27 protein-coding genes are annotated in these 19,101 nt (G+C 64.1%); 11 read left to right on the top strand and 16 right to left on the bottom strand.

The genetic code is table 11. The annotated features are described in order from the left end of the window. Positions 1 to 26 precede the first annotated feature (26 nt). A complete protein-coding gene (locus PVU19_RS17000; protein WP_050663222.1) occupies positions 27 to 746 on the top strand; it encodes a redoxin domain-containing protein in 720 nt (239 codons plus the stop codon). A 19-nt stretch (positions 747 to 765) separates the two neighbouring features. Here the strand turns inward: PVU19_RS17000 and PVU19_RS17005 are convergent, their stop codons facing one another. The 4 genes from PVU19_RS17005 to PVU19_RS17020 are packed head-to-tail and all read right to left on the bottom strand — an operon-like array spanning position 766 to position 3,124. After that, complete coding sequence (locus PVU19_RS17005; protein ID WP_050663221.1) at positions 766 to 1,143, bottom strand: type II toxin-antitoxin system death-on-curing family toxin; 378 nt, start codon at positions 1,141 to 1,143, stop codon at positions 766 to 768. Then, a complete protein-coding gene (locus PVU19_RS17010; RefSeq protein WP_050663220.1) occupies positions 1,140 to 1,388 on the bottom strand; it encodes a hypothetical protein in 249 nt (82 codons plus the stop codon). Before PVU19_RS17010 ends, PVU19_RS17005 begins: the two co-directional genes overlap by 4 nt. A 46-nt stretch (positions 1,389 to 1,434) precedes the next feature. Further along, positions 1,435 to 2,361 carry a glucokinase gene (locus tag PVU19_RS17015; protein ID WP_050663219.1) on the bottom strand — a complete coding sequence of 309 codons (927 nt, stop codon included), beginning with the start codon at positions 2,359 to 2,361 and terminating at the stop codon, positions 1,435 to 1,437. Further along, on the bottom strand, positions 2,354 to 3,124 hold the full coding sequence (locus PVU19_RS17020) for an aldolase/citrate lyase family protein (RefSeq protein WP_050663229.1): 771 nt from the start codon (positions 3,122 to 3,124) through the stop codon (positions 2,354 to 2,356). The genes PVU19_RS17015 and PVU19_RS17020 overlap by 8 nt, the downstream gene beginning before the upstream one ends. A gap of 144 nt (positions 3,125 to 3,268) precedes the next feature. On the opposite strand from PVU19_RS17020, the gene PVU19_RS17025 reads away from it, so the two are divergent. Next, a complete protein-coding gene (locus PVU19_RS17025; protein ID WP_050663218.1) occupies positions 3,269 to 3,853 on the top strand; it encodes an HdeD family acid-resistance protein in 585 nt (194 codons plus the stop codon). Positions 3,854 to 3,918: 65 nt separating this feature from the next. After that, on the top strand, positions 3,919 to 4,818 hold the full coding sequence (locus PVU19_RS17030) for a DMT family transporter (RefSeq protein WP_050663217.1): 900 nt from the start codon (positions 3,919 to 3,921) through the stop codon (positions 4,816 to 4,818). Between the two features lie 3 nt (positions 4,819 to 4,821). Here the strand turns inward: PVU19_RS17030 and PVU19_RS17035 are convergent, their stop codons facing one another. Together PVU19_RS17035 and PVU19_RS17040 are read right to left on the bottom strand one after the other, a co-directional pair. Then, entirely contained in the window at positions 4,822 to 5,532 is a 711-nt protein-coding gene (locus PVU19_RS17035) for a GNAT family N-acetyltransferase (RefSeq protein ID WP_160316371.1), read from the bottom strand. A gap of 133 nt (positions 5,533 to 5,665) precedes the next feature. Continuing rightward, entirely contained in the window at positions 5,666 to 6,475 is an 810-nt protein-coding gene (locus tag PVU19_RS17040) for a division plane positioning ATPase MipZ (protein ID WP_050663228.1), read from the bottom strand. Between the two features lie 174 nt (positions 6,476 to 6,649). Between PVU19_RS17040 and PVU19_RS17045 the strand changes: the two genes are divergently transcribed. The 4 genes from PVU19_RS17045 to PVU19_RS17060 all read left to right on the top strand — a co-directional run bounded on the left by PVU19_RS17045 (position 6,650) and on the right by PVU19_RS17060 (position 10,441). Continuing rightward, positions 6,650 to 8,179: an AAA family ATPase gene (locus PVU19_RS17045; RefSeq protein WP_050663215.1), complete on the top strand. Its 1,530-nt coding sequence runs from the start codon at positions 6,650 to 6,652 to the stop codon at positions 8,177 to 8,179. Beyond that, positions 8,176 to 8,895 carry an SDR family oxidoreductase gene (locus tag PVU19_RS17050; protein ID WP_050663214.1) on the top strand — a complete coding sequence of 240 codons (720 nt, stop codon included), beginning with the start codon at positions 8,176 to 8,178 and terminating at the stop codon, positions 8,893 to 8,895. The genes PVU19_RS17045 and PVU19_RS17050 overlap by 4 nt, the downstream gene beginning before the upstream one ends. Positions 8,896 to 8,902: 7 nt before the next feature. Next, positions 8,903 to 9,778: a DMT family transporter gene (locus PVU19_RS17055; RefSeq protein ID WP_050663213.1), complete on the top strand. Its 876-nt coding sequence runs from the start codon at positions 8,903 to 8,905 to the stop codon at positions 9,776 to 9,778. Between the two features lie 78 nt (positions 9,779 to 9,856). Beyond that, positions 9,857 to 10,441, top strand: a complete 585-nt coding sequence (locus PVU19_RS17060) for an exopolysaccharide biosynthesis protein (RefSeq protein ID WP_050663212.1) — start codon at positions 9,857 to 9,859, stop codon at positions 10,439 to 10,441. A 7-nt stretch (positions 10,442 to 10,448) separates the two neighbouring features. Here PVU19_RS17060 and PVU19_RS17065 read toward each other — a convergent pair whose 3' ends face one another. The 5 genes from PVU19_RS17065 to PVU19_RS17085 all read right to left on the bottom strand — a co-directional run bounded on the left by PVU19_RS17065 (position 10,449) and on the right by PVU19_RS17085 (position 13,384). Beyond that, complete coding sequence (locus PVU19_RS17065; protein ID WP_050663211.1) at positions 10,449 to 10,634, bottom strand: DUF3008 family protein; 186 nt, start codon at positions 10,632 to 10,634, stop codon at positions 10,449 to 10,451. 69 nt (positions 10,635 to 10,703) lie between these two features. Further along, positions 10,704 to 10,844 (bottom strand): entericidin A/B family lipoprotein, encoded by a 141-nt coding sequence (locus PVU19_RS17070; protein ID WP_074785494.1) that lies wholly within the window; start codon positions 10,842 to 10,844, stop codon positions 10,704 to 10,706. 82 nt (positions 10,845 to 10,926) lie between these two features. After that, the gene (locus tag PVU19_RS17075; RefSeq protein ID WP_050663210.1) at positions 10,927 to 12,678 is read right to left on the bottom strand and encodes a sensor histidine kinase; all 1,752 of its coding nucleotides are present in this window, start codon (positions 12,676 to 12,678) and stop codon (positions 10,927 to 10,929) included. Continuing rightward, a complete protein-coding gene (locus PVU19_RS17080; protein ID WP_050663209.1) occupies positions 12,675 to 13,178 on the bottom strand; it encodes an RNA polymerase sigma factor in 504 nt (167 codons plus the stop codon). Before PVU19_RS17080 ends, PVU19_RS17075 begins: the two co-directional genes overlap by 4 nt. A 47-nt stretch (positions 13,179 to 13,225) precedes the next feature. After that, positions 13,226 to 13,384 (bottom strand): NepR family anti-sigma factor, encoded by a 159-nt coding sequence (locus PVU19_RS17085; RefSeq protein ID WP_274789825.1) that lies wholly within the window; start codon positions 13,382 to 13,384, stop codon positions 13,226 to 13,228. A 139-nt stretch (positions 13,385 to 13,523) separates the two neighbouring features. Here PVU19_RS17085 and PVU19_RS17090 point away from each other — a divergent pair, with 139 nt between their 5' ends. Beyond that, positions 13,524 to 14,342: a response regulator gene (locus tag PVU19_RS17090; RefSeq protein ID WP_050663207.1), complete on the top strand. Its 819-nt coding sequence runs from the start codon at positions 13,524 to 13,526 to the stop codon at positions 14,340 to 14,342. A gap of 84 nt (positions 14,343 to 14,426) precedes the next feature. Here the strand turns inward: PVU19_RS17090 and PVU19_RS17095 are convergent, their stop codons facing one another. Next, positions 14,427 to 14,597 (bottom strand): DUF1328 domain-containing protein, encoded by a 171-nt coding sequence (locus tag PVU19_RS17095; RefSeq protein ID WP_074785621.1) that lies wholly within the window; start codon positions 14,595 to 14,597, stop codon positions 14,427 to 14,429. Between the two features lie 173 nt (positions 14,598 to 14,770). Here PVU19_RS17095 and PVU19_RS17100 point away from each other — a divergent pair, with 173 nt between their 5' ends. Then, positions 14,771 to 15,100: an ElaB/YgaM/YqjD family protein gene (locus PVU19_RS17100; protein WP_050663205.1), complete on the top strand. Its 330-nt coding sequence runs from the start codon at positions 14,771 to 14,773 to the stop codon at positions 15,098 to 15,100. 3 nt (positions 15,101 to 15,103) lie between these two features. After that, positions 15,104 to 15,457, top strand: a complete 354-nt coding sequence (locus PVU19_RS17105) for a phage holin family protein (protein WP_050663204.1) — start codon at positions 15,104 to 15,106, stop codon at positions 15,455 to 15,457. On the opposite strand, the gene PVU19_RS17110 is transcribed toward PVU19_RS17105, so the two are convergent. Next, a complete protein-coding gene (locus PVU19_RS17110) occupies positions 15,454 to 15,861 on the bottom strand; it encodes a hypothetical protein (RefSeq protein WP_050663203.1) in 408 nt (135 codons plus the stop codon). The genes PVU19_RS17105 and PVU19_RS17110 overlap by 4 nt on opposite strands. A 67-nt stretch (positions 15,862 to 15,928) precedes the next feature. On the opposite strand from PVU19_RS17110, the gene PVU19_RS17115 reads away from it, so the two are divergent. Further along, entirely contained in the window at positions 15,929 to 16,660 is a 732-nt protein-coding gene (locus PVU19_RS17115; protein WP_050663202.1) for a Crp/Fnr family transcriptional regulator, read from the top strand. Between the two features lie 4 nt (positions 16,661 to 16,664). Here the strand turns inward: PVU19_RS17115 and PVU19_RS17120 are convergent, their stop codons facing one another. From PVU19_RS17120 to PVU19_RS17130, 3 genes are all read right to left on the bottom strand, one after another. After that, positions 16,665 to 18,320, bottom strand: coding sequence for a mechanosensitive ion channel family protein (locus tag PVU19_RS17120; RefSeq protein WP_050663201.1), 1,656 nt, complete (start codon positions 18,318 to 18,320; stop codon positions 16,665 to 16,667). A 65-nt stretch (positions 18,321 to 18,385) separates the two neighbouring features. Beyond that, the gene (locus tag PVU19_RS17125) at positions 18,386 to 18,877 is read right to left on the bottom strand and encodes a pyridoxamine 5'-phosphate oxidase family protein (protein WP_050663200.1); all 492 of its coding nucleotides are present in this window, start codon (positions 18,875 to 18,877) and stop codon (positions 18,386 to 18,388) included. Next, entirely contained in the window at positions 18,877 to 19,008 is a 132-nt protein-coding gene (locus tag PVU19_RS17130) for a CsbD family protein (protein WP_338049911.1), read from the bottom strand. The genes PVU19_RS17125 and PVU19_RS17130 overlap by 1 nt, the downstream gene beginning before the upstream one ends. Positions 19,009 to 19,101 lie beyond the last annotated feature (93 nt).

The raw sequence follows: 19,101 nt of genomic DNA on the forward strand, positions 1-19,101 counted from the left end.
AAACCTCATTGCGGAGACGAAAGAGAATGAAATACTGGTCAGCCTCGGCGCGCGCCGCCGAAAACTGGGTCGAAGTCCCATCCGGATATCGCAAGTCCAACGCATGGACGCCCCAGATCGGCGATATCTTTCCCAACTTCAACGTGCAGAGCACACAAGGCAAGATCGCATTCCACAACTGGGCCGAGGGCGGATGGGTCTATCTGTTCAGCCACCCGGCAGCCTTTACCCCGATCTGCACGACCGAACTCGCCTCCATGGCGATGATGCTGCAGGATTTCGAAGAGGCGGGCGTTTCTGTCGCCGCGATCTCGATGAGCGGACAGGAGGAAGCCGCCCGCTGGGTGGCGGATGTTGAGGACACGTTCGGCCTCGACGTGGACTTCCCGGTGATGTCCGATCCCGGCGGGCGCATTTCGCGAGAGATGGGGCTGATCCATTCCAAGGAGGCCGCCGGTTGCACGATCCGCAAGAGTTTCATCATCGACCCGTCGCTGAAATTGCGGATGATGTTCGACTATCCGCCCTCGGTCGGGCGGTCGAGTGAAGAAGCCCTGCGCTCCACGCTGGCCTTGCAGGCGGTGGATCGCACGTCACTCGGGGTTCCGGCGGACTGGCAGCCGGGCGACGATCTTCTGGCGCGGGCGAGCGATTGTGGCGATGCAGACCTGGATGCGCGGTATGGTCGGAAATGGACGCGGATGTGCGATTATCTGAAGGTTGTCCACGCGGGGGCGGTGGACTGACCGGCGGCGCGCGCGGGGCTCAGCCCGCGCGCGCCCTTAGCCAATCGGCCATTGCGCCCGCGTCGATCTGGCCCTGTGCGAGGCGGATGATCTGCTGGCCGGTGTCTTCGGTGTCATGCGTCAACAGCACACCGTTGAGTTTCAGGCAGACGATCATCGCGCGGTAAGCCGTGCGCTTGTTGGCATCATTGAAGCAATGCCCCTGCGCGATCGCCTCAGCATAGGCGGCAGCGAGATCGAACACGTCCTCGATCATGCCATAGAGAATGCGGTTGTCGACCCGCGCCAAGGCCCCGTCGAGGGACTTGTCGCGCGCCCTGCCCGGCAATTCTCCGGGGTTCAGCACCAGATCATGAAGCGTCTCGACCTGCTCGACGGTCAGAAGCAGAAAGCTCATTTGTCTTTGAGATAGTCGAGCACGGGCTGTGCCTGCGCACGCGTCTGGTCAAACGCGGCCATCACCTCATCCATGGTCGCGTGGCGCGGCTCGTCCTGGAGGGTGGCGGCCTCGGGCACGAGATAGCCGATGCATTTGGAGTTCTTCATGATCGCCACGGGTTTGCCGCCCGCCGCGTCGAGCACTTTTTGCGGCTCGCGCAGTTCGGTCATGGTGCAGATCTGGTTGGTGAAGAGGCGTTTCATGGGATGCTCCGTATATTACACACCAGAATATACATCTGAATGATGGTTATTTCAATATAGCTCGCAGATGTTGCAGGCATCCAAGCAATGCTGCGTGATCATCGGTGACGAGTGAGATGGGCATATCGCGCATGATTTGCGTATAGGGCCCCTTATCGCAGAAATGGCGGTGAAATCCCAGTTCGTTGAAATGCGGGGCGATTGCGCGGGCCAGACCACCGATCAGGAAGACGCCGCCGGTGCTCATATGGGTGAGCGCCAGATTGCCCATTACAGTGCCCAATATGCGTCCGAACAGATCGAGCGTTTCGCGCGCCTCCGGCACGCCGGTCTCATACAAGGCAATGATCCGGTCAGGTGCCTGTTCCTGCCCGCTGCACAGCCGGTGCAGCCGCGCAAGGCCCGGCCCCGACAAAACCGCCTCATAGGGTTTGTGCGCCACCTCGCGCCCAAGGGCGGCGATCAGGTCATTCTCTGCCGCGCCCATATGCGGCAGGCCGGAATGCCCGGCCTCGGCGGGTGGCACGAAAAGGCGGTCGCCGACCCGATGCGCGACCGCGATATTGCTGCCGGTGCCCAGCCCCATGACCATGCGCGGGCCATCCGGATCCGGCACACCCGGAACGAGCGGCGTGATGCGCGCCGGGGGCAGATCATCGAGCGCGTGGGCCTGCGCCTGCAGATCGTTCAGGAGGTGTACCGCCTTCGCGCCGGTCGCGCGGGCGATCTCGGCGGCGTCGATGAACCAGTCGAGATTGGTCAGTTGTGCCGTGCCAGCCCGCACGGGCCCGGCCACCCCGGCGCAGACCGCATCGACCGGGGTTCCGTCGAGATAGGCCGCCATGAGGGGGCCGAGACCTGCAAAACCGGCATTGGCATAGCGCCGCGTCGTGCCGGGGCTGAGCCCCTGCCCCGTGCCGCGCGCGAGCCGCGTATGGCTCGCGCCGACATCGGCCAGCAAGACCTCAGCCATCGCGCCAGCGCGCCACGGTCGCGCGGGCCGCCTGCGCCAGCAGCAGGACATCCGCCGCCACGGCGAGAAACTGCGCGCCCCAGTCGCGATAGCGCAGCGCCACCTCGTGATCGGTCGCGAGGATGCCCGCCGCCTTGTCCGAGGCAGCGATGCGGCCCAATGCGTTGCGAATGACCTCCTGCACCTCGGGCACGTCGCTATCGCCGAGATGGCCCATGTCGGCTGCAAGGTCAGACGGGCCGATGAAGACGCCATCCACGCCCTCGACCAGCAGAATCTCGTCGAGCGCGTCAATGCCAGCGCGGGTTTCGACCTGCACCAGAAGGCACATCTGCGCATCGGCGGTGGCGACATAGTTTTCAACCCCGGCGAACATCGTCGCGCGGGCGATCATCGCGCCCGACCCCCGGATGCCCGCAGGCGGATAACGCATCGCGCGTGCCAGATCGCGGGCCTGATCGGCGCTTTCGACCATCGGGATCAGCAAAGTCTGCGCGCCGGCGTCGAGCACCTGCTTGATCGCCCAATCCTCGCCCATCGGCAGGCGCACCACGGGATGCGTGGAATATCCGTGCATCGCCTGTAATTGCGCGGTGATGGTGGGCAGGTCATTGGGCGCGTGTTCGCCGTCGATCACCAGCCAGTCGAACCCGGTCGAGGCCATCAATTCGGTAGCGTATGGATCAGCGAACGCCCCCCAACAGCCATATTGCATCTCGCCGCGCTGCAACGCGGCCTTGAAGGGATTTTGCGGGGCGGGCATCGCGCTCTCCTCTGTCAGGGTCAGGCGCAGCATAGACCGCGCCGCCGGGAAATGGCGAGGGGGTGGGTGGTTGAAACCTGCAAGGCGCATGCGCAGGTCACGGTGCAACGACATGGCTTTGAATGGCTTTGAAAGGAGGACGACATGACCGCACGCGATGACACGTCCCGGAGCGACGCGGAGGACGATCTCGAGACGCTGACGCCGGACATGGGCTGGAAAGGGCTGGCCGTGCTGGGCGTCGTGATGCTGATCGGCGGCTTTCTGGCGTTTCTCAATCCATTCGCCGCCTCGCTTGCCGCCGAGGCGGTGGCCGGTGCCGCATTCCTTGCGGCCGGGGCGGTGCAACTCTGGCTGGCGGTGACCGACAAGACCAAGACCACCGGCGATCGCTGGCTGTCGGGTGCGCTTGGGCTGGCGCTGGTGCTGTTCGCTGTGACGCTGGTGCTCAATCCGCTGGCCGGGCTGGTGACGCTGACCGTCCTTGTGGCGGTGCTCTTCACGGTGCTGGGCGCGTTGCGGGTCGGCTTGGCGTGGCAGATGCGGCCCGTCCAAGGCTGGGGCTGGATCATGGCCTCGGGCGTTCTGTCGCTGGTGCTGGCGGCGCTGATCGTGCTGGGGCTGCCGAGCGCGGCGCTCGGGATTCTTGGCCTCTTCCTGGGGATCGACCTGACCATGGCCGGGGCGGCGTCACTGGTCCTCGCCTGGGCGAAAAAGACCCACAGCTGAGCCCGCCGCCACCGCATGGACAGCGCCGCCGCTCTGTGGTCTGACTGGCCGCGAGGAGGCGGTGCATGTCGGAACATCTCAAGGGGCTTTTGATCACCGCGCTCGGCGTTCTTTTCGTGGTGCCGGATTCGCTATTCGTGCGGCTTATTGACGGGGACGCGGCGAGCATCGCCTTTTGGCGCGGGATCACGGCGGGGGGTGTGATCCTGCTGGGCGTGCTAGCCATAAATGGCGTGCGCGGCTTTGCCGAGGTGGCGCGCACCGGGCGGCCCGGGCTGATCTATACGGTGCTGATCGGGGCCACCGCGCCCGGCTTTGTCTTTGCCGTCAGCATGACAAGCGTGGCCAATGTGGTTTTCATCCTCGCCTCGATGCCGGTCTTTGCCGCGATCTTCAGCCGGGTGTTTCTAAAAGAGCCGATCAGCCGTCGGATGATCCTGACCATGCTGGGGGTGTTCGCGGGGCTGGCGGTGATCGCCCGGGGGTCGGGTGAGACCCATGGCGCGCATTGGAGCGGCGATCTGGTGGCCCTCGGCGTCTCGGCCAGTTTTGCGGCAGCGATAACGGCGGCCCGGCAATTGCGCGCGGTGTCGATGATCCCGGCCATTCCGGTGGCGATGATCGGGGCCTCATTGGTGATCTGGCCGCTGGCGCAGCCGCTGGCGGTCTGGTCGCTGAACTGGCCGCTGATCCTCGCGCATGGGGCGTTCATCAGCGTCTCGACCTGCCTGCTGACGCTTGGGCCACGTTATATCGCCTCGGCGGAGGTGGCGCTGCTTATCCTGCTGGAATCGGTGCTGGCGCCGCTGCTGGTCTGGGTGGTGATCGGCGAGGAACCGGGCGGTTGGACCATCGTCGGCGGGGCAGTGGTGATCGGGGCGCTTTTCGTGTCGAACCTCTGGGCGCTGATCTATCAGCGACGTCTGCGCAACCGGCCGCAGCCGCGCACCGGCCCGCCGGTCTGAGCCTTAGCTGTCGCGGTAGGTCACGAAGCAGGACCAGCCGTCATCGCGATGCCCGCGGTCGTGATAGCCCGCCGCGCGCAGGCACCGCTCTGACGCGGGATTGTCGGGATGCACGAAGGCCACCAGCCGGTAGAGCCAGTCGTGATCGGCAAAGGCGCGCTGCGTGGCGCGGCGCACGAGGTCGCGCCCGAGGCCCCTGCCCCAATGCGCGCGGCCCAGCCAGTAGCTGAGTTCGGCGGTGTCCGCGCTGCTGGGGTCCGCGCCGAAGGCAAGGCGCATCTGCCCGATGGGTGCGCCGTCGAGCGTGAAGGCCAGAACGTCATGGTGATCGCCCAGCGCGGAAATCTCGATCAGGTCGCGTGCGAGGGTCTCGGTCATCTCGCCGGGCCAGTCCTCGTGCATGTAGCGCCAGACCTGCGGATCGCCCAGAAGCTGCCGGAAGGCGGGTAGATCATCGCTCTGCCAGCGCCTGAAATCGAGCAGGCGGGTGGGTTTCGCCTTCCATGACAGCGGCGCGGATGGCACGGCGTTGGGGCAGACCGCCTCCTTGTCGGCGATGACCCAGCCGATCTGCATCGGGTCATAGGCCAGGGGCACGCCATTGGCCTCGCACCATGATTTTTGCTCGGGGTCGAGACGCCCGTCCCAGCGCGACGAAAGAGAGGACGCAGGACCGCGCCCTTCTGGAAACGATTTATTGCTTCGATCCGTCACGTCGCGGCTCCCCAGTCGGCGGCGATACTTGGTCGTATGTTCTAAAGATATGGGGGAGCGCGCGCGCCGTTCAAGGGCGCGCATGGCGGGCATGGGGTTGCTGATGGTCCGGCCTGACCGGCGGTGACAGGGACTAGAACTTGGCCGTGACGCCGGGCAGGTTCAGCGCCTTGATCAGATCGCGCAATTCCTGACGGGCGGCGATATTCGAGATGTTGAGGCCCTTGACCCCGATATCCTTGAGATCGAGCAGCGTCAGGCCGCGCGGAAAGAGCTCGCGGAAGATCACCCGTTCGTTGAAGCCGGGTGCCACGCGAAAGCCGATCCGGCGCGCGAGATTTTCGATGGCGCGGCCCATCTTTTCCTTGTTGACCATCTGCTGCGCGCCCACCCGGTTGCGCAGGACGACCCAATCGATCGCCTTCAACCCGGCCTGGGCCCGCAATTGACGCGCATTCCAGACCATTTCGGAATAGACCGACGGCCCGAGGATCTTCTGCCCGTCGCCGTCGATATTGGCGAGCAGGTCGAAGTCGATGAAACTGTCGTTGAGCGGCGTGATCAGCGTATCGGCGAGGCTATGCGCCACCTGGCTGAGGCGGGTATGCGAGCCGGGGCAGTCGATCACGATGAAATCGCTGTCGGGCTCCAGTTCCGCCACCGCCGCCGAGAGCCTGCGGTCATAGACGTTCTCGCCCGGCTTGAGCTGATCGGCGGCCACTTCGGGCAGGTCGTGATAGCGCGGGCTGGGCAGGTCGAGCCCCTCCGCCGCAAGAAAGCGTTTCCGGTTCTCGGCATAGCGGCCAAAGGTCCGCTGCCGCAGATCGAGATCGAGCGCGCTGGTCTTGTGCCCCATCCGCGCAAGGGCTGTCGCCACATGCATCGACACGGTGGATTTGCCCGCGCCGCCCTTTTCATTCCCGACGACGATGATATGCGCCATGGTCCCGTTCCCCTTGGTCGCGGGGTGCGCAGCCTGCACGCCCCCGGTCTTTTTGTGTGACTTTACCTGTTGGTATCGCAATAGGGAAGGTGCGCCAGCCGGGTCAAGCGACATCGCCATGGCGGCTGCGTCTTTCGCTGGCACCTCATCCGCCCCGGCGCTAGGGTCGCGCGCATGACCGAGACCGCACTTATCTATTCTCCCGATCAGGCAGAGGCCCATGACCGCATCGCAGAGGCGTTGCGCGGCGTGGGCGTGGACCTTGACGAAGGGCTGCTGACCCCGCCGCGTGAGGGTAAGCAGGCGGTTCTGGCGGTGGTGGGCAAGGCCGGGTCGGGCAAGACGCTCTTGCTGGCCGCGCTCTACCGTGCGCTGGAGGAAGCGGGGGTCGATGTGGTCTCGGGCGATTGGGAGGGGCGCAAACGGCGCGACCGGCGCACGCTGGCGATTCTCGCGCCGACCAACAAGGCGGCGAGCGTGCTGCGCCTGCGCGGCGTGCCCGCGACGACCATTCACCGCATTCTCTATACCCCGGTCTATGACCCGGAATATGAGAAGATCGCCGAATGGCTGGCCGGGAATGGCGACCGCCCCGAGGTCGAGGGGCTGACCGATCTGGCGCTTGACCGGGCGCTGGCGTTCTACCAGAGCAACAAGTCCATTCCGGGAGCCTTGGCGGCGGCGGGGCTGCGCGGCTCGGATTTCATCACCGGCTGGAAACGCCGAGAAGAGCCGCTCGATATCGGGTTCGTCGATGAGGCGAGCATGCTGGATGCCCAGCAATTCGCGGATTTGCAGGAAATCTTTCCGACCCTGCTGTTGTTCGGCGATCCGGCGCAATTGCCGCCTGTCAAATCCAATGACGGCATGGTGTTCGAGACCCTGCCCGCCCCCGCCCGGCTGGAACTGAGCCGAATTCACCGGCAGGATGCCGACAACCCGATCCTCGATCTGGCGCATGCGCTCGCCGATCCGGCGCTGGAATTCCACCAGTTCGAGCGGATGATCGAGGACGCGGCCAAGCGCGACGAGCGCGTGCAATGGGCCGAGCGGGTCGAGGTCGATCTGATGGCGCGCTCGCCGGTTCTGGTCTGGCGCAACGCCACGCGCATCCGGCTGATCAATGCGTTTCGCGCGGTGCATGGCGCGCCCGAGACGGCGCTGTTGGAAGGCGAACCGCTGGTCTGTGATGGGATCGAGTTGCCGCTCAAACATCGCAAGAAGCGGCTGGATCTGGAGGCGCGCGGGCTGATCAAGGGGGCGCAGGTGATCTATCTGGGGCCCGGCAAGCGGCCCGGGTTTTCGCGGCTGCATGTCATCGGTGCCGAAGACCCGCGCCTGTCGGCGGCGTCGATCGTCAAGATCGAGAAGCCCGACGAGGAAGAGCCGTTCATTCCCTATGCGGCCAATATGGGGGCCACGTTCCTGCATGGCGCGGCGGTGACGATCCACAAGGCGCAAGGCTCGCAATGGCGCGATGTGCAGGTCTTTGCCCCCGATATCTATGCCGCCGCGCGGATGGGCCGATCCGAGGCCGGACAGCCCTTGTGGAAGCGCCTCGCCTATGTGGCGATCACCCGCGCCGAGGAGCGGCTGCATTGGGTGGTGCGCAACCGGCTGTCGAAACCCACCGCGCCGCTTCGCATCGACGATCTGCGAGCCGCGCCGGTGCCCTTGGAACTCGAACAGGAGGAAGAGACATGAAAACCGTTCTCGTCACCGGCGCAAGTGCCGGTATTGGGGCCGCCTGCGCGCGCGCCTTTCTGGCGGCAGGCTGGCAGGTCGGCCTGATGGCGCGCCGCCCCGAGGCGCTGGAGGTCGTGGCTGAGGGGCATGATCGCGCGGTGATCCTGCCCGGCGACGTGACCGACCCGCAGGACGTGGCGCGCTGTTTCGCGGATTTCACCGCCCGAACCGGACGGCTTGATGTTCTGTTCAATAACGCGGGCAGCTTTGGCCGCGCGGCGACGATCGACGAGTTGGGCTATGACGAGTGGCGACAGGTGGTCGATGTGAACCTGCACGGCATGTTCCTCTGCGCGCAGGCGGCGTTCGGCCAGATGCGGCGGCAATCGCCGCAGGGCGGGCGGATCATCAACAACGGCTCGATCTCGGCGCATGCGCCGCGTGAGGGGTCGGTCGCCTATACCACGACGAAACACGCGATTACCGGGCTGACCAAGACGCTCAGCCTTGATGGCCGCGCCTTTGACATCGCCTGTGGGCAGATCGACATCGGCAACGCGCGCACCGAGTTGCTGGAGGGGATCATCGCCGCCAATCCGGGCAACCCGCCGCCCACGATGGACGTGGCCGAAGTGGGGCGCGCGGTGCTGCACATGGCCGATCTGCCGCCCGAGGCAAACGTGCAGTTCATGACGCTGATGGCGACCAAGATGCCATTTGTCGGGCGCGGCTGACCCTGACATGCCCCTGTCAGAGCTTGTTCGCGTCATCCTGCTGGTCTTTGCCGCCGTCACCTGCGTGGTGATCGGCGACACGGCGGGCAAGCTGATGACGGCGGGCGGGGTCGATCCGTTCTTCGTGGCGTGGTCGCGCTTTGCGCTGGCGGGGCTGGTGCTGTTGCCGTTCAGCGGGCTGACGCGGGATGAGCTGCCGGAACTGTTTCGCTGGCGCATCCTGTTGCGCGCGGCGGCCATCGCGGCGGGCGTGTCATGCATCCTGACGGCGCTGCGGACCGAGCCGCTGGCCAATGTGTTCGGGGCGTTCTTTATCGGGCCGGTGGTGTCCTACGTGCTGGCGATGATCTTTCTGCACGAGCGCCCGACGCTGCGGCGCAGCCTGCTGCTGGCGCTCGGGTTTCTGGGCGTGATGCTGGTGGTCAAGCCGGGGTTCGGGGCGACGCCCGGCATGGGCTTTGCGCTGGCCGCCGGCACGTTCTACGGGGCCTATCTGGTGATGACGCGCACCGTGGCGGGCGCGCACCGGCCCCGGTTTCTGCTGATCTCGCAACTGCTGATCGGGAGCGCGCTGCTGACCCCGCTTGGCGTGACCGGAGAATTGCCTGTGTTCGACATGCGCCTGTCGCTGCTTGTCGCGCTGAGCGCCGGGGCCTCGGCCTGCGGCAATTTCATGCTGGTGATCGCCAACCGCACCGCCGAAGCCAGTCTGATTGCGCCGCTGATCTACAGCCAGTTGGTTTCCGCCACCGTGCTTGGCGTGCTGGTCTTTGGCGACTGGCCGGATGGTTGGTCGCTGTTGGGGTTGGTGCTGATCGCGCTGTCGGGGATCGGATCGCTCTGGGCCAGTCACAAGAGGGCACTGCCCGGCCTGCGCCCGTGACGGCCCGATAGGGCGTGCGGGGAACCGATCGCCCTGCGATGCGTTGGTTGAGGGGACGTTTTCAAAAAGGAGACTGATGTGCCGGCCTCTGCCGAATTGCAAACCGCGAGCGACGTGGTCAGACAGGCGCGCAAGGCGCTCGATGGCGCGACGTCGAGCGTCGGCGAGGTGATCGACGCGCTTGGCGTGGCAAGCTATACGCCGCTGTTGATCGTGCCCTCGCTGGCACTGGTTTCGCCGCTAAGCGGAGTGCCCGGATTTACCAGCGTCTGCGGCCTGCTGATCGCGGCGGTGTCGCTGCAACAGATCCTGCAACGCCCGAACCTGTGGCTGCCGGGCTGGCTGCGCCGCGCGACCATAAGCACCGACCGCGCACGCAGCGCGATGCTGTGGTTCACCCGTCCGGCGCGGTGGCTCGATACCTTTACCAAGCGGCGGTTGCGGGGGCTGGTAACTCCGCCGCTCGCGCGGCTGCCGCAGGGCATCTGCCTGATCTTCGGGATGGTGATGCCGCTTCTGGAGCTGATCCCATTCTCCTCGTCGATCCTCGGCGCGATCATTGTCGTGCTGGCGACGGGGATGTTCATGGGCGACGGGCTATTGGTGCTGATCGGGATGATGCTCGCCATGGCGGTCACCGGTGGCCTGATCGTCCTGATCTGAGGTCGGCTCAGTCTTCCTTGCGGTCGGGCAGATCGTCATGCGAGGTCGCCGCGATCTCTTCAAGCTCGGCCTCGGTCATCGTTTCATACATGTCTTTCGAGGCACCTTGCAGATCGGCAACCTTGGTCTCGCCCCGCTTGGCGGCAAGGGCCGCACCGGCGGCCTTTTGCTGGGCTTCGGATTGTGCGGGCATGGGTGGCTCCTTTGGGTGCACACCAAAAATCAGCCCGCGAGGCGTGTCCCCGCGGGCTGATCATTGCGCTTAATTGTCGGCCTCTTGGGCGGTGTCGGAAATGGCGTCCCCGGCTTTGCCGATGTCCTGCCCGGCGCCTTCCACGGTCTCGCAGGCGCTGACGAACGCGAAGGCGATGAGAGAGAGAAGCGAAATGCGTTTGCGTATCATGGTGACCTCCAGTTTCATTGCTGAATACCAAACGCGGCAACGCCCGGATGGTTCCAGAGAAAAACGCGATTACCCACAGTTTTCAGACGGCGTCTTCTCGCGCCTCGTGCCAGGCCATCGGAAAGACCACATGCAGCTCGAAGCGATCGGGCAGATCCTCGGTTTCCAGCGTGCCGTTGAGTTGGGTCGCAAAGGATTTGATGAGGCGCGAGCCCAGCCCGGTGCTGCTGGCATCATCGGTCGCGGCATCGTCGTCCGCGCTTGCGCGCGAGTTGACGATGCTGAGGCACAGGTTGCCGTCGTCCTGCGATTTCAGCGCGATATTGATCCACGCCTCGCCGTCCGCGTTCACGCCGCAATATTTGACCGCGTTCATCGCCGCCTCGGTGGCCAGCAGCGACAGTGGCACCGACTGATCGGGGTTGATCTCGACCGGGTCGAGTTCTGTCGCGACCTTGATCTGCTGGCCGCTCTCATCGAGGGTGCCGACGATCACGAGTTGCTGGATGATATCTTCGAGCAGCTTGTCGGCGCGCAGCATCGACAGCTTGCGCGCGAGATAGAGGTAGCGGTGAATGGCCGAAAGGGCCATCACCCGGTCCTGCACCCGGCGCAACAGGCGCTGTGCCTCGGCGCTGTTGGTGGCGCGGATCTGCATGTTCATCATGCTGGAAATCAGTTGCAGGTTGTTCTTGACCCGGTGATGCACTTCGCGCAGCAACACGGTCTTTTCCTGCAAGTCCTCCTCGCGGCGACGGTCCTGCTCTGACAGGCGACGCGTCATCGCGCGAAAGGCATCGGCCATGACCTCGAGTTCCTCGGGGGCGTCATCGAGCCGCGCGTCGCCCAGATCGTCGTAACCGCCGCTGGCATAGAGCCGCATCCACGAGCGCAGCCGCCGCACGTGACGGATCACCAGACGGTGCACGCCGACATAGGCGACGCCGATGGTGATCGCCCACATCGCGAAGGGAAAATAAAGCGCGAGCGCCTGCTCGAAGATCGGCATTTGAATCCCGCGCCCCTGCGGCATCCAGCTGCCGAGGACAAAAACCTGCCCCGAGACGATGGGCGACACCGCGAAATCGCGGGTTTCGCCTTCGCGGCTCTCGCCACGAAAGGTCTGCCGACCGGAGGCCGCGAGATCCTGAAGGCTGTAGTCGGCAGGCAGCACGGAGCGCCGGTTCTCGGTGTAATCCTCGGTGGCGATGATGTCGCCATCGGTCTTGAAGAGCACCAGATTGACGTTTTCGCCGGCCTGCGACAGCGCCCCGTTGAGGGCCGAAACCGGTACCGCGATCCAGACCGTGCCGACAAAGCGGCCCTCGTCGATGACCGGCACGGTGACGCTGAACGTTGCGATCCCGCCCAGGAATTCGAGCGGGCGCATCAGCACGGATTCGCTCCGCTGGTCGATTTCCGGAAGGGCATCGAGAGGGCTTTCGGTATTGGCGATGACGTCTCTTGAGGCGCAGATCAGCCCGCGTGCGTTGTCGCGGTAGCCTGCAAAGGCAAATGTTTCCGAGCGGTCCACCACCTCGGACATGACCGCGCTGCAGGTGTCGCCCGAGGATTGCAGTGCGGAAATCTGGACCGCCAGTGTCTCGGCGGAACTGATGGCCGAACGGATGACCTCGCGGCTTTCGCCGACCGCCTGTTGCGTGCGTTGCAGAAGGGCGGATTCAGAGAGCGACTGGCGCTCTTGCAGGACCTTGTTGGTCTGATAGACCGAGATCAGCCCGAGCGGCAGGATGGCGATGCTGAGAACCACGATCAGTTGCGTGGCAAGGCGGGGTTTGAGAGCGCGCCGGGGCAGCGCGGGGCGGGCGCTCATGCTGCAGGCGTGCCCTGCACGACAGCGAGCGTGGCGGCATCTGTCATCTCTAGTTCGTCCTCGTCGTCGAGATGCATCAACTCGGCCAGACGCTTGCGGGCGCGGTTGGTGCGGCTCTTGATCGTGCCGACCGCACAGCCGCACATCTCGGCGGCATCTTCATAGGAGAAGCCCTCGGCACCCACGAGAACCAGCACCTCGCGCTGTTCGTCGGTGAGCTTGGCAAAGGCCGCGCGGAAATCGGTCATCGCAAGATGACCGTCATGGGCGGGTTTTTCCGACAACTGCCCCGCCATCGTGCCATCGGGGTCCTCGACCTCGCGGCGGCGCTTGCGATAGAGCGAATAGTACGTGTTGCGCAGGATCGTGAAAAGCCAGGCGCGCAGGTTGGTGCCGGGCTGGAACTTGTCGAAGTTGCCCCATGCCTTGACCACCGCGTCCTGCACGAGATCATCCGCCGACGCCGGATTATGCGTCAGGCTCATCGCGAAGGCGCGCATGGCTGGCAAATGCTCGACCAGCTCGTCTCTGGGATCGGAACTAGAGGTCACGAGTCATCCTTTGACGATTGCTCGGAATTATCTTTGGGTTCTTCGCTCTCTTGCGCGCGCAATTTGTCGAGCAAATGCGAGAAACGATCGGGCAACGGTTCTTGTACCGTGTCCGAGTAGACGCGCCGGAGATTGTCGTCGATCTGCTGTTGCAACCTTGAAGTCCTGCGTTTGTTTGTCATCGTGCCGCTTTTTCTGCCATGCTTGAGCGGGCGGTTTTTTTCGCCCGAGCGGGAACCTAACACGCCAAGCCGCGTTTGGTTCCACGCACAGCAACATTTTTTTGAGGATGCCATGACAGAAACCCAAAGCCAGCCTGACCTCGCGCAGCACATCGCGGAGGAGCTGCCCTATCTGCGACGCTATGCGCGGGCACTCACCGGCAATCAGAAAACCGGGGATCATTATGCGGCGGCCACGCTAGAGGCGCTTTTGGCAGACAAGGAGGTGTTCGATGCGGGCCTGTCGCACAAGGTCGCGCTATTTCGGGCGTTTCATCAGATCTGGGTCTCGTCCGGGGCGCCTGTCGACGAGATGGGCGAGGCGGACGGAGCCGAAGCCCGCGCGCAGTGGCGGCTGTCGACGCTGACGCCTAACACGCGTGAGGCGCTGTTGCTGCACAGCATCGAGGGGTTTCAGACCAGCGACATCGCCGCGATTCTCGATGTCAGCCCCGATGAGGCGGGCGAATTTCTCAGCATTGCGCATCGCGAGATGTCTGGCGATATTTGCGGGCGGATCATGGTGATCGAGGACGAGGCGATCATCGCCATGGACATCACCGCCATCGTAGAGGGCATGGGCCACGAGGTGACCGGCAATGCCCGCACCCGCGACGAGGCGGTGACACTCGCACGGCGCGACCCGCCGGACATGATCCTGGCGGATATCCAGTTGGCCGACAGATCCTCGGGCATCGACGCGGTCAATCACATTCTCGAAGAGATCGGCGAGGTGCCGGTGGTGTTCATCACCGCATTCCCCGAACGGCTGTTGACCGGTGAACGGCCAGAGCCTGCCTTTCTGATCACCAAGCCCTATTCCGAGGACCAGGTGCTGTCGGCGGTGAGCCAGGCGATGTTCTTTGCCAGCACCGAGACGTTGCAGGGCTGATCGCCTGCCCCAAAAGGTGAGAAAAGGCCCCGCACCATCAAGGTGCAGGGCCTTTTTTGAGTTCAGCCCGTGTACGGATGCGAATCAGGGCGAGCGGCCCTTGAGCGCGCGCACGACCATCGCCACGACGAAAAGGACGAGGAAGATCACGAACAGGATCTGCGCGATCCCTGCCGAGGCCGAGGCGATCCCGCCAAAGCCGAAAACGCCGGCGACAAGTGCGACGACGAGAAAGATGAGTGCCCAGTAAAGCATGAGTGCCTCCATTGCTGAGTTGCCGTTGCGTTGAAAACCCCCGGGCAAGGCAAATGGTTCCGAAGAAATTCCAGAAGCCATGGCACGACCCGGATTTTTAACAGGTTTTTCTGGAACTTCCCGGGCGCGCCCGCGTTGACAAGCCAACGCAACTCAAAACGGAGGGCCGCAGAATGGCACAATCGAGAACCACCGACGCATCGCCGCAAAAGGATATCGACCAACTTTCGGAGCAGATCACGACACTGCGGCAGGATATTTCCGATATCTCGCAAACGCTTTCGGGGCTGGGCCGGTCATCGCGCGACGCGGCCACCGAACAGGCGCGCCAGAAGGCCGCCGACCTGCGTGATGCGGGCCAGCGGCAGATGCATAACGCGCAATACCGCGCCGAGGAAATGGGCCAGCAGGCCGCCGATCAGGTGCGCAATCAGCCTGCCGCAGCGGTCGGGCTGGCTGTTGGCCTCGGCTTTCTGCTTGGGTTCATGACCGGGCGGAAGTGACCGATGCCCGGTTTTCTCTCGACCATGAGCGCGCGCCTGCGACACGCGGCGCGCGCCACTGCGTTCAGCGTGATGGGCGTGGTCTTTGGCCTTGCGGGGCTGGGGTTTCTGACCGTGGCGCTGTGGATTCTTCTGGCCACGCATGAAGGCGTACTGATGGCCTATACGGTGATCGGCGCGCTCTATCTTGTGCTGGGGTTCTGCCTGATGGCGCTCGGGGCACAGGGCGGCGGGGCAAATGAGCCACGCAGGGCTGACCCCCCGTCAGAGCCGACCAAAGACCCGCTGGTGCAACTTGCCGAAGGCTTCGCCATGGGCATGCAGGCGGGCCGCGCGATGCGCGAGCGGCGCGACTAGCGCCGACGCTCGATCGTGCCCATGAGCGCCTCGCGGAGCATCTCATCGGTGAAAGGGCGCACCAGCATGCCCCACCCAAGGGCCTGCGCATGATCCGCGTCATCCTCGCCGATGGTGAGGATGACATGCGCGCCATGTTCGGCCAGACGCCGGTCAAGGCCGAGTTCCAGAACCTGCGTCAGGCGCATTTCCAGAAACACCGCCGAAACGGCCGGCTCCGCGCTCAGATGCGGCGTGATCTCGGACGCGTCGCTGACATGGATGGTACGGCATGGCCCCATATCCGCAAGCGACCCCATGATATCCTCGGCAATCAGCGCGTCGCGCTCCAGCACAAGGAATACGGGGATCACTGGATTCATGGTTTCGGGCATTGCATTGTTCATTGTATCGATCTCGGGCATGCTCCTTGGGTAGAGCACAATGGGCACCCCCGCATTTAACTGTGACATATCGGGAAGGAAATATTCGATGGCGACGTCTTGCCGAAATTGTCCGCTGCGCAAGCTGTCGCTCTTTGCCCCGATGAGCGACCACGAAGTCGATTTCATGCAGGGTTTCAAGACCGGAGAATTGCAGGTCGATCCGGGAACCACGCTGATGCTGGAGGGATCGAACAGCCCGCAGCTTTATACGGTGCTGGACGGGATGGGCCTGCGCTACAAGACCATGGCATCGGGCGACCGGCAGGTTCTCAACATCGTTCTGCCCGGCGATTTTGTCGGATTGCAGGCAGGGGTGATGAAGGAAATGCAGCATTCTGTCGAGGCAACCACGGCGATGACGCTCTGCGTGTTTGACCGAAAATCGCTGTGGGCACTGTTTCGCGATCAACCGGAACGGGCGTTTGACCTGACATGGATCGCCGCCGTCGAAGAGCATTTTCTGGGCGAGGTTCTGGCGCTGATCGGACATATGAGCGGGATCGAGCGAATCGCGCGCGCCTTCGTGCGGCTGCATGATCGCTGCATGGCGCTTGGGCTGGTGGAGGGATCAGAGATGCCCCTGCCCTACCGGCAACAGGATCTGGCTGACGCGCTCGGCCTGTCGCTGGTGCATACCAACAAGACGCTCAAGCACCTGCGCGAGATGGGCGTGGTGTCCTGGCGCAATGGGAGGCTGCGGTTTTTCGACTATGACAAGCTGTGCGAGATCGCCGACCTCGATGGCGCGCGCGCCCCGGTCACGCGCCCGCTGATCTAAGAGCTCAGCCCTGTGTGGCGGCGATTGTCGCGCCGCCTTCGACGCGTTCCTGCGGCCACCATTCGGGATGGCTTTCGCGGATAAACCGCAACATCCCCTCGCGCAGCCGCATTTCTGTCACCCATCCGGTCGAGGGGTCAGGCGACATGGCGTAGAACGATATCTCCACACCCTGTGCGTTGTGATCGGTGACATAGCAGGCGATCTGATCGTGTTCAATCACGCCCTCGTCTTCCCGCGCCAGTTCAACAAACCGGTCGCGCAGCACGTCGCTATCGGCGCTGTGATCGAGCCGGAGGCGGACGGTATGCATGATCCGCGCATCCTTGACCGACCAGTTCTCGAAGGGTTTGGAAACGAAATAGCGCACCGGCACGATGATCCGCCGTTCGTCCCATGTGCGCAGGCGCATAAAGGTGTAGAAGATGCTTTCGACATAGGCCCAATCGCCCTCGAAGAGCACGCTGTCACCGATCCGCACCGGCTTGGCCAGTGCGATCTGGAGCGAGGCCAGGATATTGCCCAGCACCGCCTGCCCGGCGATGCCCAAGAGCACCGTCAGCACACCCGCCGAGGCCAGCAGCGTCATCCCGACGGTTTGAAAGAGGTTGAGCCGTGCCAGCACGTAGAACGCGGCGAACCCGACCATGAAGAGCACGATGACCCGCCGCAGCGCGTAGATCGAGGTATAGAGTTCGCGCTTGTCGAGACTGCGCGTGTCGTCGATATCGCCGACATAGCGCAGCGTGACGCGATCAAGGATCGCATCGACGATGCGCAGCGCCGCCATCCCGACACCCGAGGCCATGACGATCACAAGCAGCGGCTGCACGATACTGGTGACCGGGCCGGAGAACGAGACCGCGAGGCTGAGCACGACCTGCGCCAGCACCGCCACGGCGAACAGCGCCAGCGGAAAGCCCGCGCGTGCGAAGGCGTGCTGCAAGAACCCGTAAGGGGCCTTGCGCGCGAGCATGGTGACCATCGAATTGACCGACCAGCCGATGCCGATAAGCAGGCCCAGCATGATCGGCAGGCCGAGCCACTCCCAGATCCGCAGCCCGCCCAGTTGATCCTTCATCCGGTCGGGGATGTACTCTTCAAAGGCACGCGGGCCGTAAGCGTCATGCAGTGGCGCGACATCCGCGACCGTCTGCGGTGTAAAGAGCCAGACCGGCTCGCTGTCCTCGCCCGCCTTGTAGCGCGCGATCCGTATTTCGTAGGCGCGGCCGTTCAACTCAAAGAGCTTGATCCCCAGGTCGCGGCGCATCTCTCCGGGGCCGCTGCCCTCACTGGCCGATTGCTCGACCTTGGCATCCGGGCGCGAGGGCAGGTCGGACCAGTCCACCCAGACACGGCGGTCGATCACCTGGTATAGCTGCTGCGCGACGCGAACCGCCCGGTCAGGCTGACGCTCGGGCTCGACCCTCGACAGGTTGAGAACATGCGCTGCCGCGTCGAACCGATCAGCGCGCGCATACTCGACAAAGCTGCGCATCGCCGCGCGCGGTGTCGAGAGATCGAGATCATCGGGAGCGGCGCCAAGCCCCTCATTCAACACCTCGGCAGAATACCAGGCGTTCGACGAGTCTTGGGCCACGGCCCCCGTAAAAAAGAGGGCCGTGACGCAGAGGATCAGCAGACGAAAAAACGATACCATAACAGCCAAACGCCCGAGCGGGCGAATGGTTCCGTCATGGTCGTGCGCTCAGCGCGTGATACCTCTCAGGGCAGGGCCACCACGTTATGCGTGCCAAGATCGGGCCGAGACTTGGCCCCGAAGGCCGCGCGGGCGATTTCAGCGGCGAATTGCGTGCCGCTGGCCTCGACCGTCCAGATCTCGGCCTCTTCCGGCGTCAACTCCAGCAGCACCGCGCTCGAATCTTCCGGCCCACCCTCGAAGAAGGCGGAGGCAAAGACACTCCAAAGCTCGTTGAGCTTGTCGCGATCACGGCTCACCGTGATGGGGCCGCTGAGGCAGGCGTAAAAGCGTTCATCCGGGCTCTGGATCGTGAAATAGGCGCGACCGCTCTCGGCCCCGGTCTGCGCCAGCTGATTGTCCGAGGCACACAGAAACCAGACCGTGTTGCGCGCCGCATCGGCATGGGGGGTCATCGGCCGCATGTGCAGCCCTGCCCCCTCGATGCCCATCATGCCGGCGGTTTGATCGTCCAGCCGTTTCCATAGGTCTTGCTTGAGGTCGGTTTGATCGGTCATCACGACACTCTCCGGCACCAGTCGTCAATCTCTTCTTCGGCCTCTTTCTTGGTGCGGCCGTATTTCTCCTGAATGAGGCCCACGAGCTTTTCACGCTCGCCCGCGACGCGCTCCAGGTCCTGATCGCTCAATTTTGCCCATTCGACGCGGGCATTGCCCTTGAGTTTGTTCCATTTGCCTTGGATTTGTTCCCAGTTCAGGACGCACTCCTTTCGGTTGCGATG

The sequence above is a fragment of the Roseovarius tolerans genome (genome assembly GCF_028885395.1).
GTDB lineage: Bacteria > Pseudomonadota > Alphaproteobacteria > Rhodobacterales > Rhodobacteraceae > Roseovarius > Roseovarius tolerans.

Excerpts from the sequence above, each read along its gene's own strand:
- PVU19_RS17000 (WP_050663222.1), top strand. The coding sequence starts at position 27 with ATGAAATACTGGTCAGCCTCGGCGCGCGCCGCCGAAAACTGGGTCGAA.
- PVU19_RS17005 (WP_050663221.1), bottom strand. The coding sequence starts at position 1,143 with ATGAGCTTTCTGCTTCTGACCGTCGAGCAGGTCGAGACGCTTCATGAT.
- PVU19_RS17010 (WP_050663220.1), bottom strand. The coding sequence starts at position 1,388 with ATGAAACGCCTCTTCACCAACCAGATCTGCACCATGACCGAACTGCGC.
- PVU19_RS17015 (WP_050663219.1), bottom strand. The coding sequence starts at position 2,361 with ATGGCTGAGGTCTTGCTGGCCGATGTCGGCGCGAGCCATACGCGGCTC.
- PVU19_RS17020 (WP_050663229.1), bottom strand. The coding sequence starts at position 3,124 with ATGCCCGCCCCGCAAAATCCCTTCAAGGCCGCGTTGCAGCGCGGCGAG.
- PVU19_RS17025 (WP_050663218.1), top strand. The coding sequence starts at position 3,269 with ATGACCGCACGCGATGACACGTCCCGGAGCGACGCGGAGGACGATCTC.
- PVU19_RS17030 (WP_050663217.1), top strand. The coding sequence starts at position 3,919 with ATGTCGGAACATCTCAAGGGGCTTTTGATCACCGCGCTCGGCGTTCTT.
- PVU19_RS17040 (WP_050663228.1), bottom strand. The coding sequence starts at position 6,475 with ATGGCGCATATCATCGTCGTCGGGAATGAAAAGGGCGGCGCGGGCAAA.
- PVU19_RS17045 (WP_050663215.1), top strand. The coding sequence starts at position 6,650 with ATGACCGAGACCGCACTTATCTATTCTCCCGATCAGGCAGAGGCCCAT.
- PVU19_RS17050 (WP_050663214.1), top strand. The coding sequence starts at position 8,176 with ATGAAAACCGTTCTCGTCACCGGCGCAAGTGCCGGTATTGGGGCCGCC.
- PVU19_RS17055 (WP_050663213.1), top strand. The coding sequence starts at position 8,903 with ATGCCCCTGTCAGAGCTTGTTCGCGTCATCCTGCTGGTCTTTGCCGCC.
- PVU19_RS17065 (WP_050663211.1), bottom strand. The coding sequence starts at position 10,634 with ATGCCCGCACAATCCGAAGCCCAGCAAAAGGCCGCCGGTGCGGCCCTT.
- PVU19_RS17070 (WP_074785494.1), bottom strand. The coding sequence starts at position 10,844 with ATGATACGCAAACGCATTTCGCTTCTCTCTCTCATCGCCTTCGCGTTC.
- PVU19_RS17075 (WP_050663210.1), bottom strand. The coding sequence starts at position 12,678 with ATGAGCGCCCGCCCCGCGCTGCCCCGGCGCGCTCTCAAACCCCGCCTT.
- PVU19_RS17080 (WP_050663209.1), bottom strand. The coding sequence starts at position 13,178 with ATGCGCGCCTTCGCGATGAGCCTGACGCATAATCCGGCGTCGGCGGAT.
- PVU19_RS17090 (WP_050663207.1), top strand. The coding sequence starts at position 13,524 with ATGACAGAAACCCAAAGCCAGCCTGACCTCGCGCAGCACATCGCGGAG.
- PVU19_RS17095 (WP_074785621.1), bottom strand. The coding sequence starts at position 14,597 with ATGCTTTACTGGGCACTCATCTTTCTCGTCGTCGCACTTGTCGCCGGC.
- PVU19_RS17100 (WP_050663205.1), top strand. The coding sequence starts at position 14,771 with ATGGCACAATCGAGAACCACCGACGCATCGCCGCAAAAGGATATCGAC.
- PVU19_RS17105 (WP_050663204.1), top strand. The coding sequence starts at position 15,104 with ATGCCCGGTTTTCTCTCGACCATGAGCGCGCGCCTGCGACACGCGGCG.
- PVU19_RS17110 (WP_050663203.1), bottom strand. The coding sequence starts at position 15,861 with ATGCCCGAGATCGATACAATGAACAATGCAATGCCCGAAACCATGAAT.
- PVU19_RS17115 (WP_050663202.1), top strand. The coding sequence starts at position 15,929 with ATGGCGACGTCTTGCCGAAATTGTCCGCTGCGCAAGCTGTCGCTCTTT.
- PVU19_RS17120 (WP_050663201.1), bottom strand. The coding sequence starts at position 18,320 with ATGGTATCGTTTTTTCGTCTGCTGATCCTCTGCGTCACGGCCCTCTTT.
- PVU19_RS17125 (WP_050663200.1), bottom strand. The coding sequence starts at position 18,877 with ATGACCGATCAAACCGACCTCAAGCAAGACCTATGGAAACGGCTGGAC.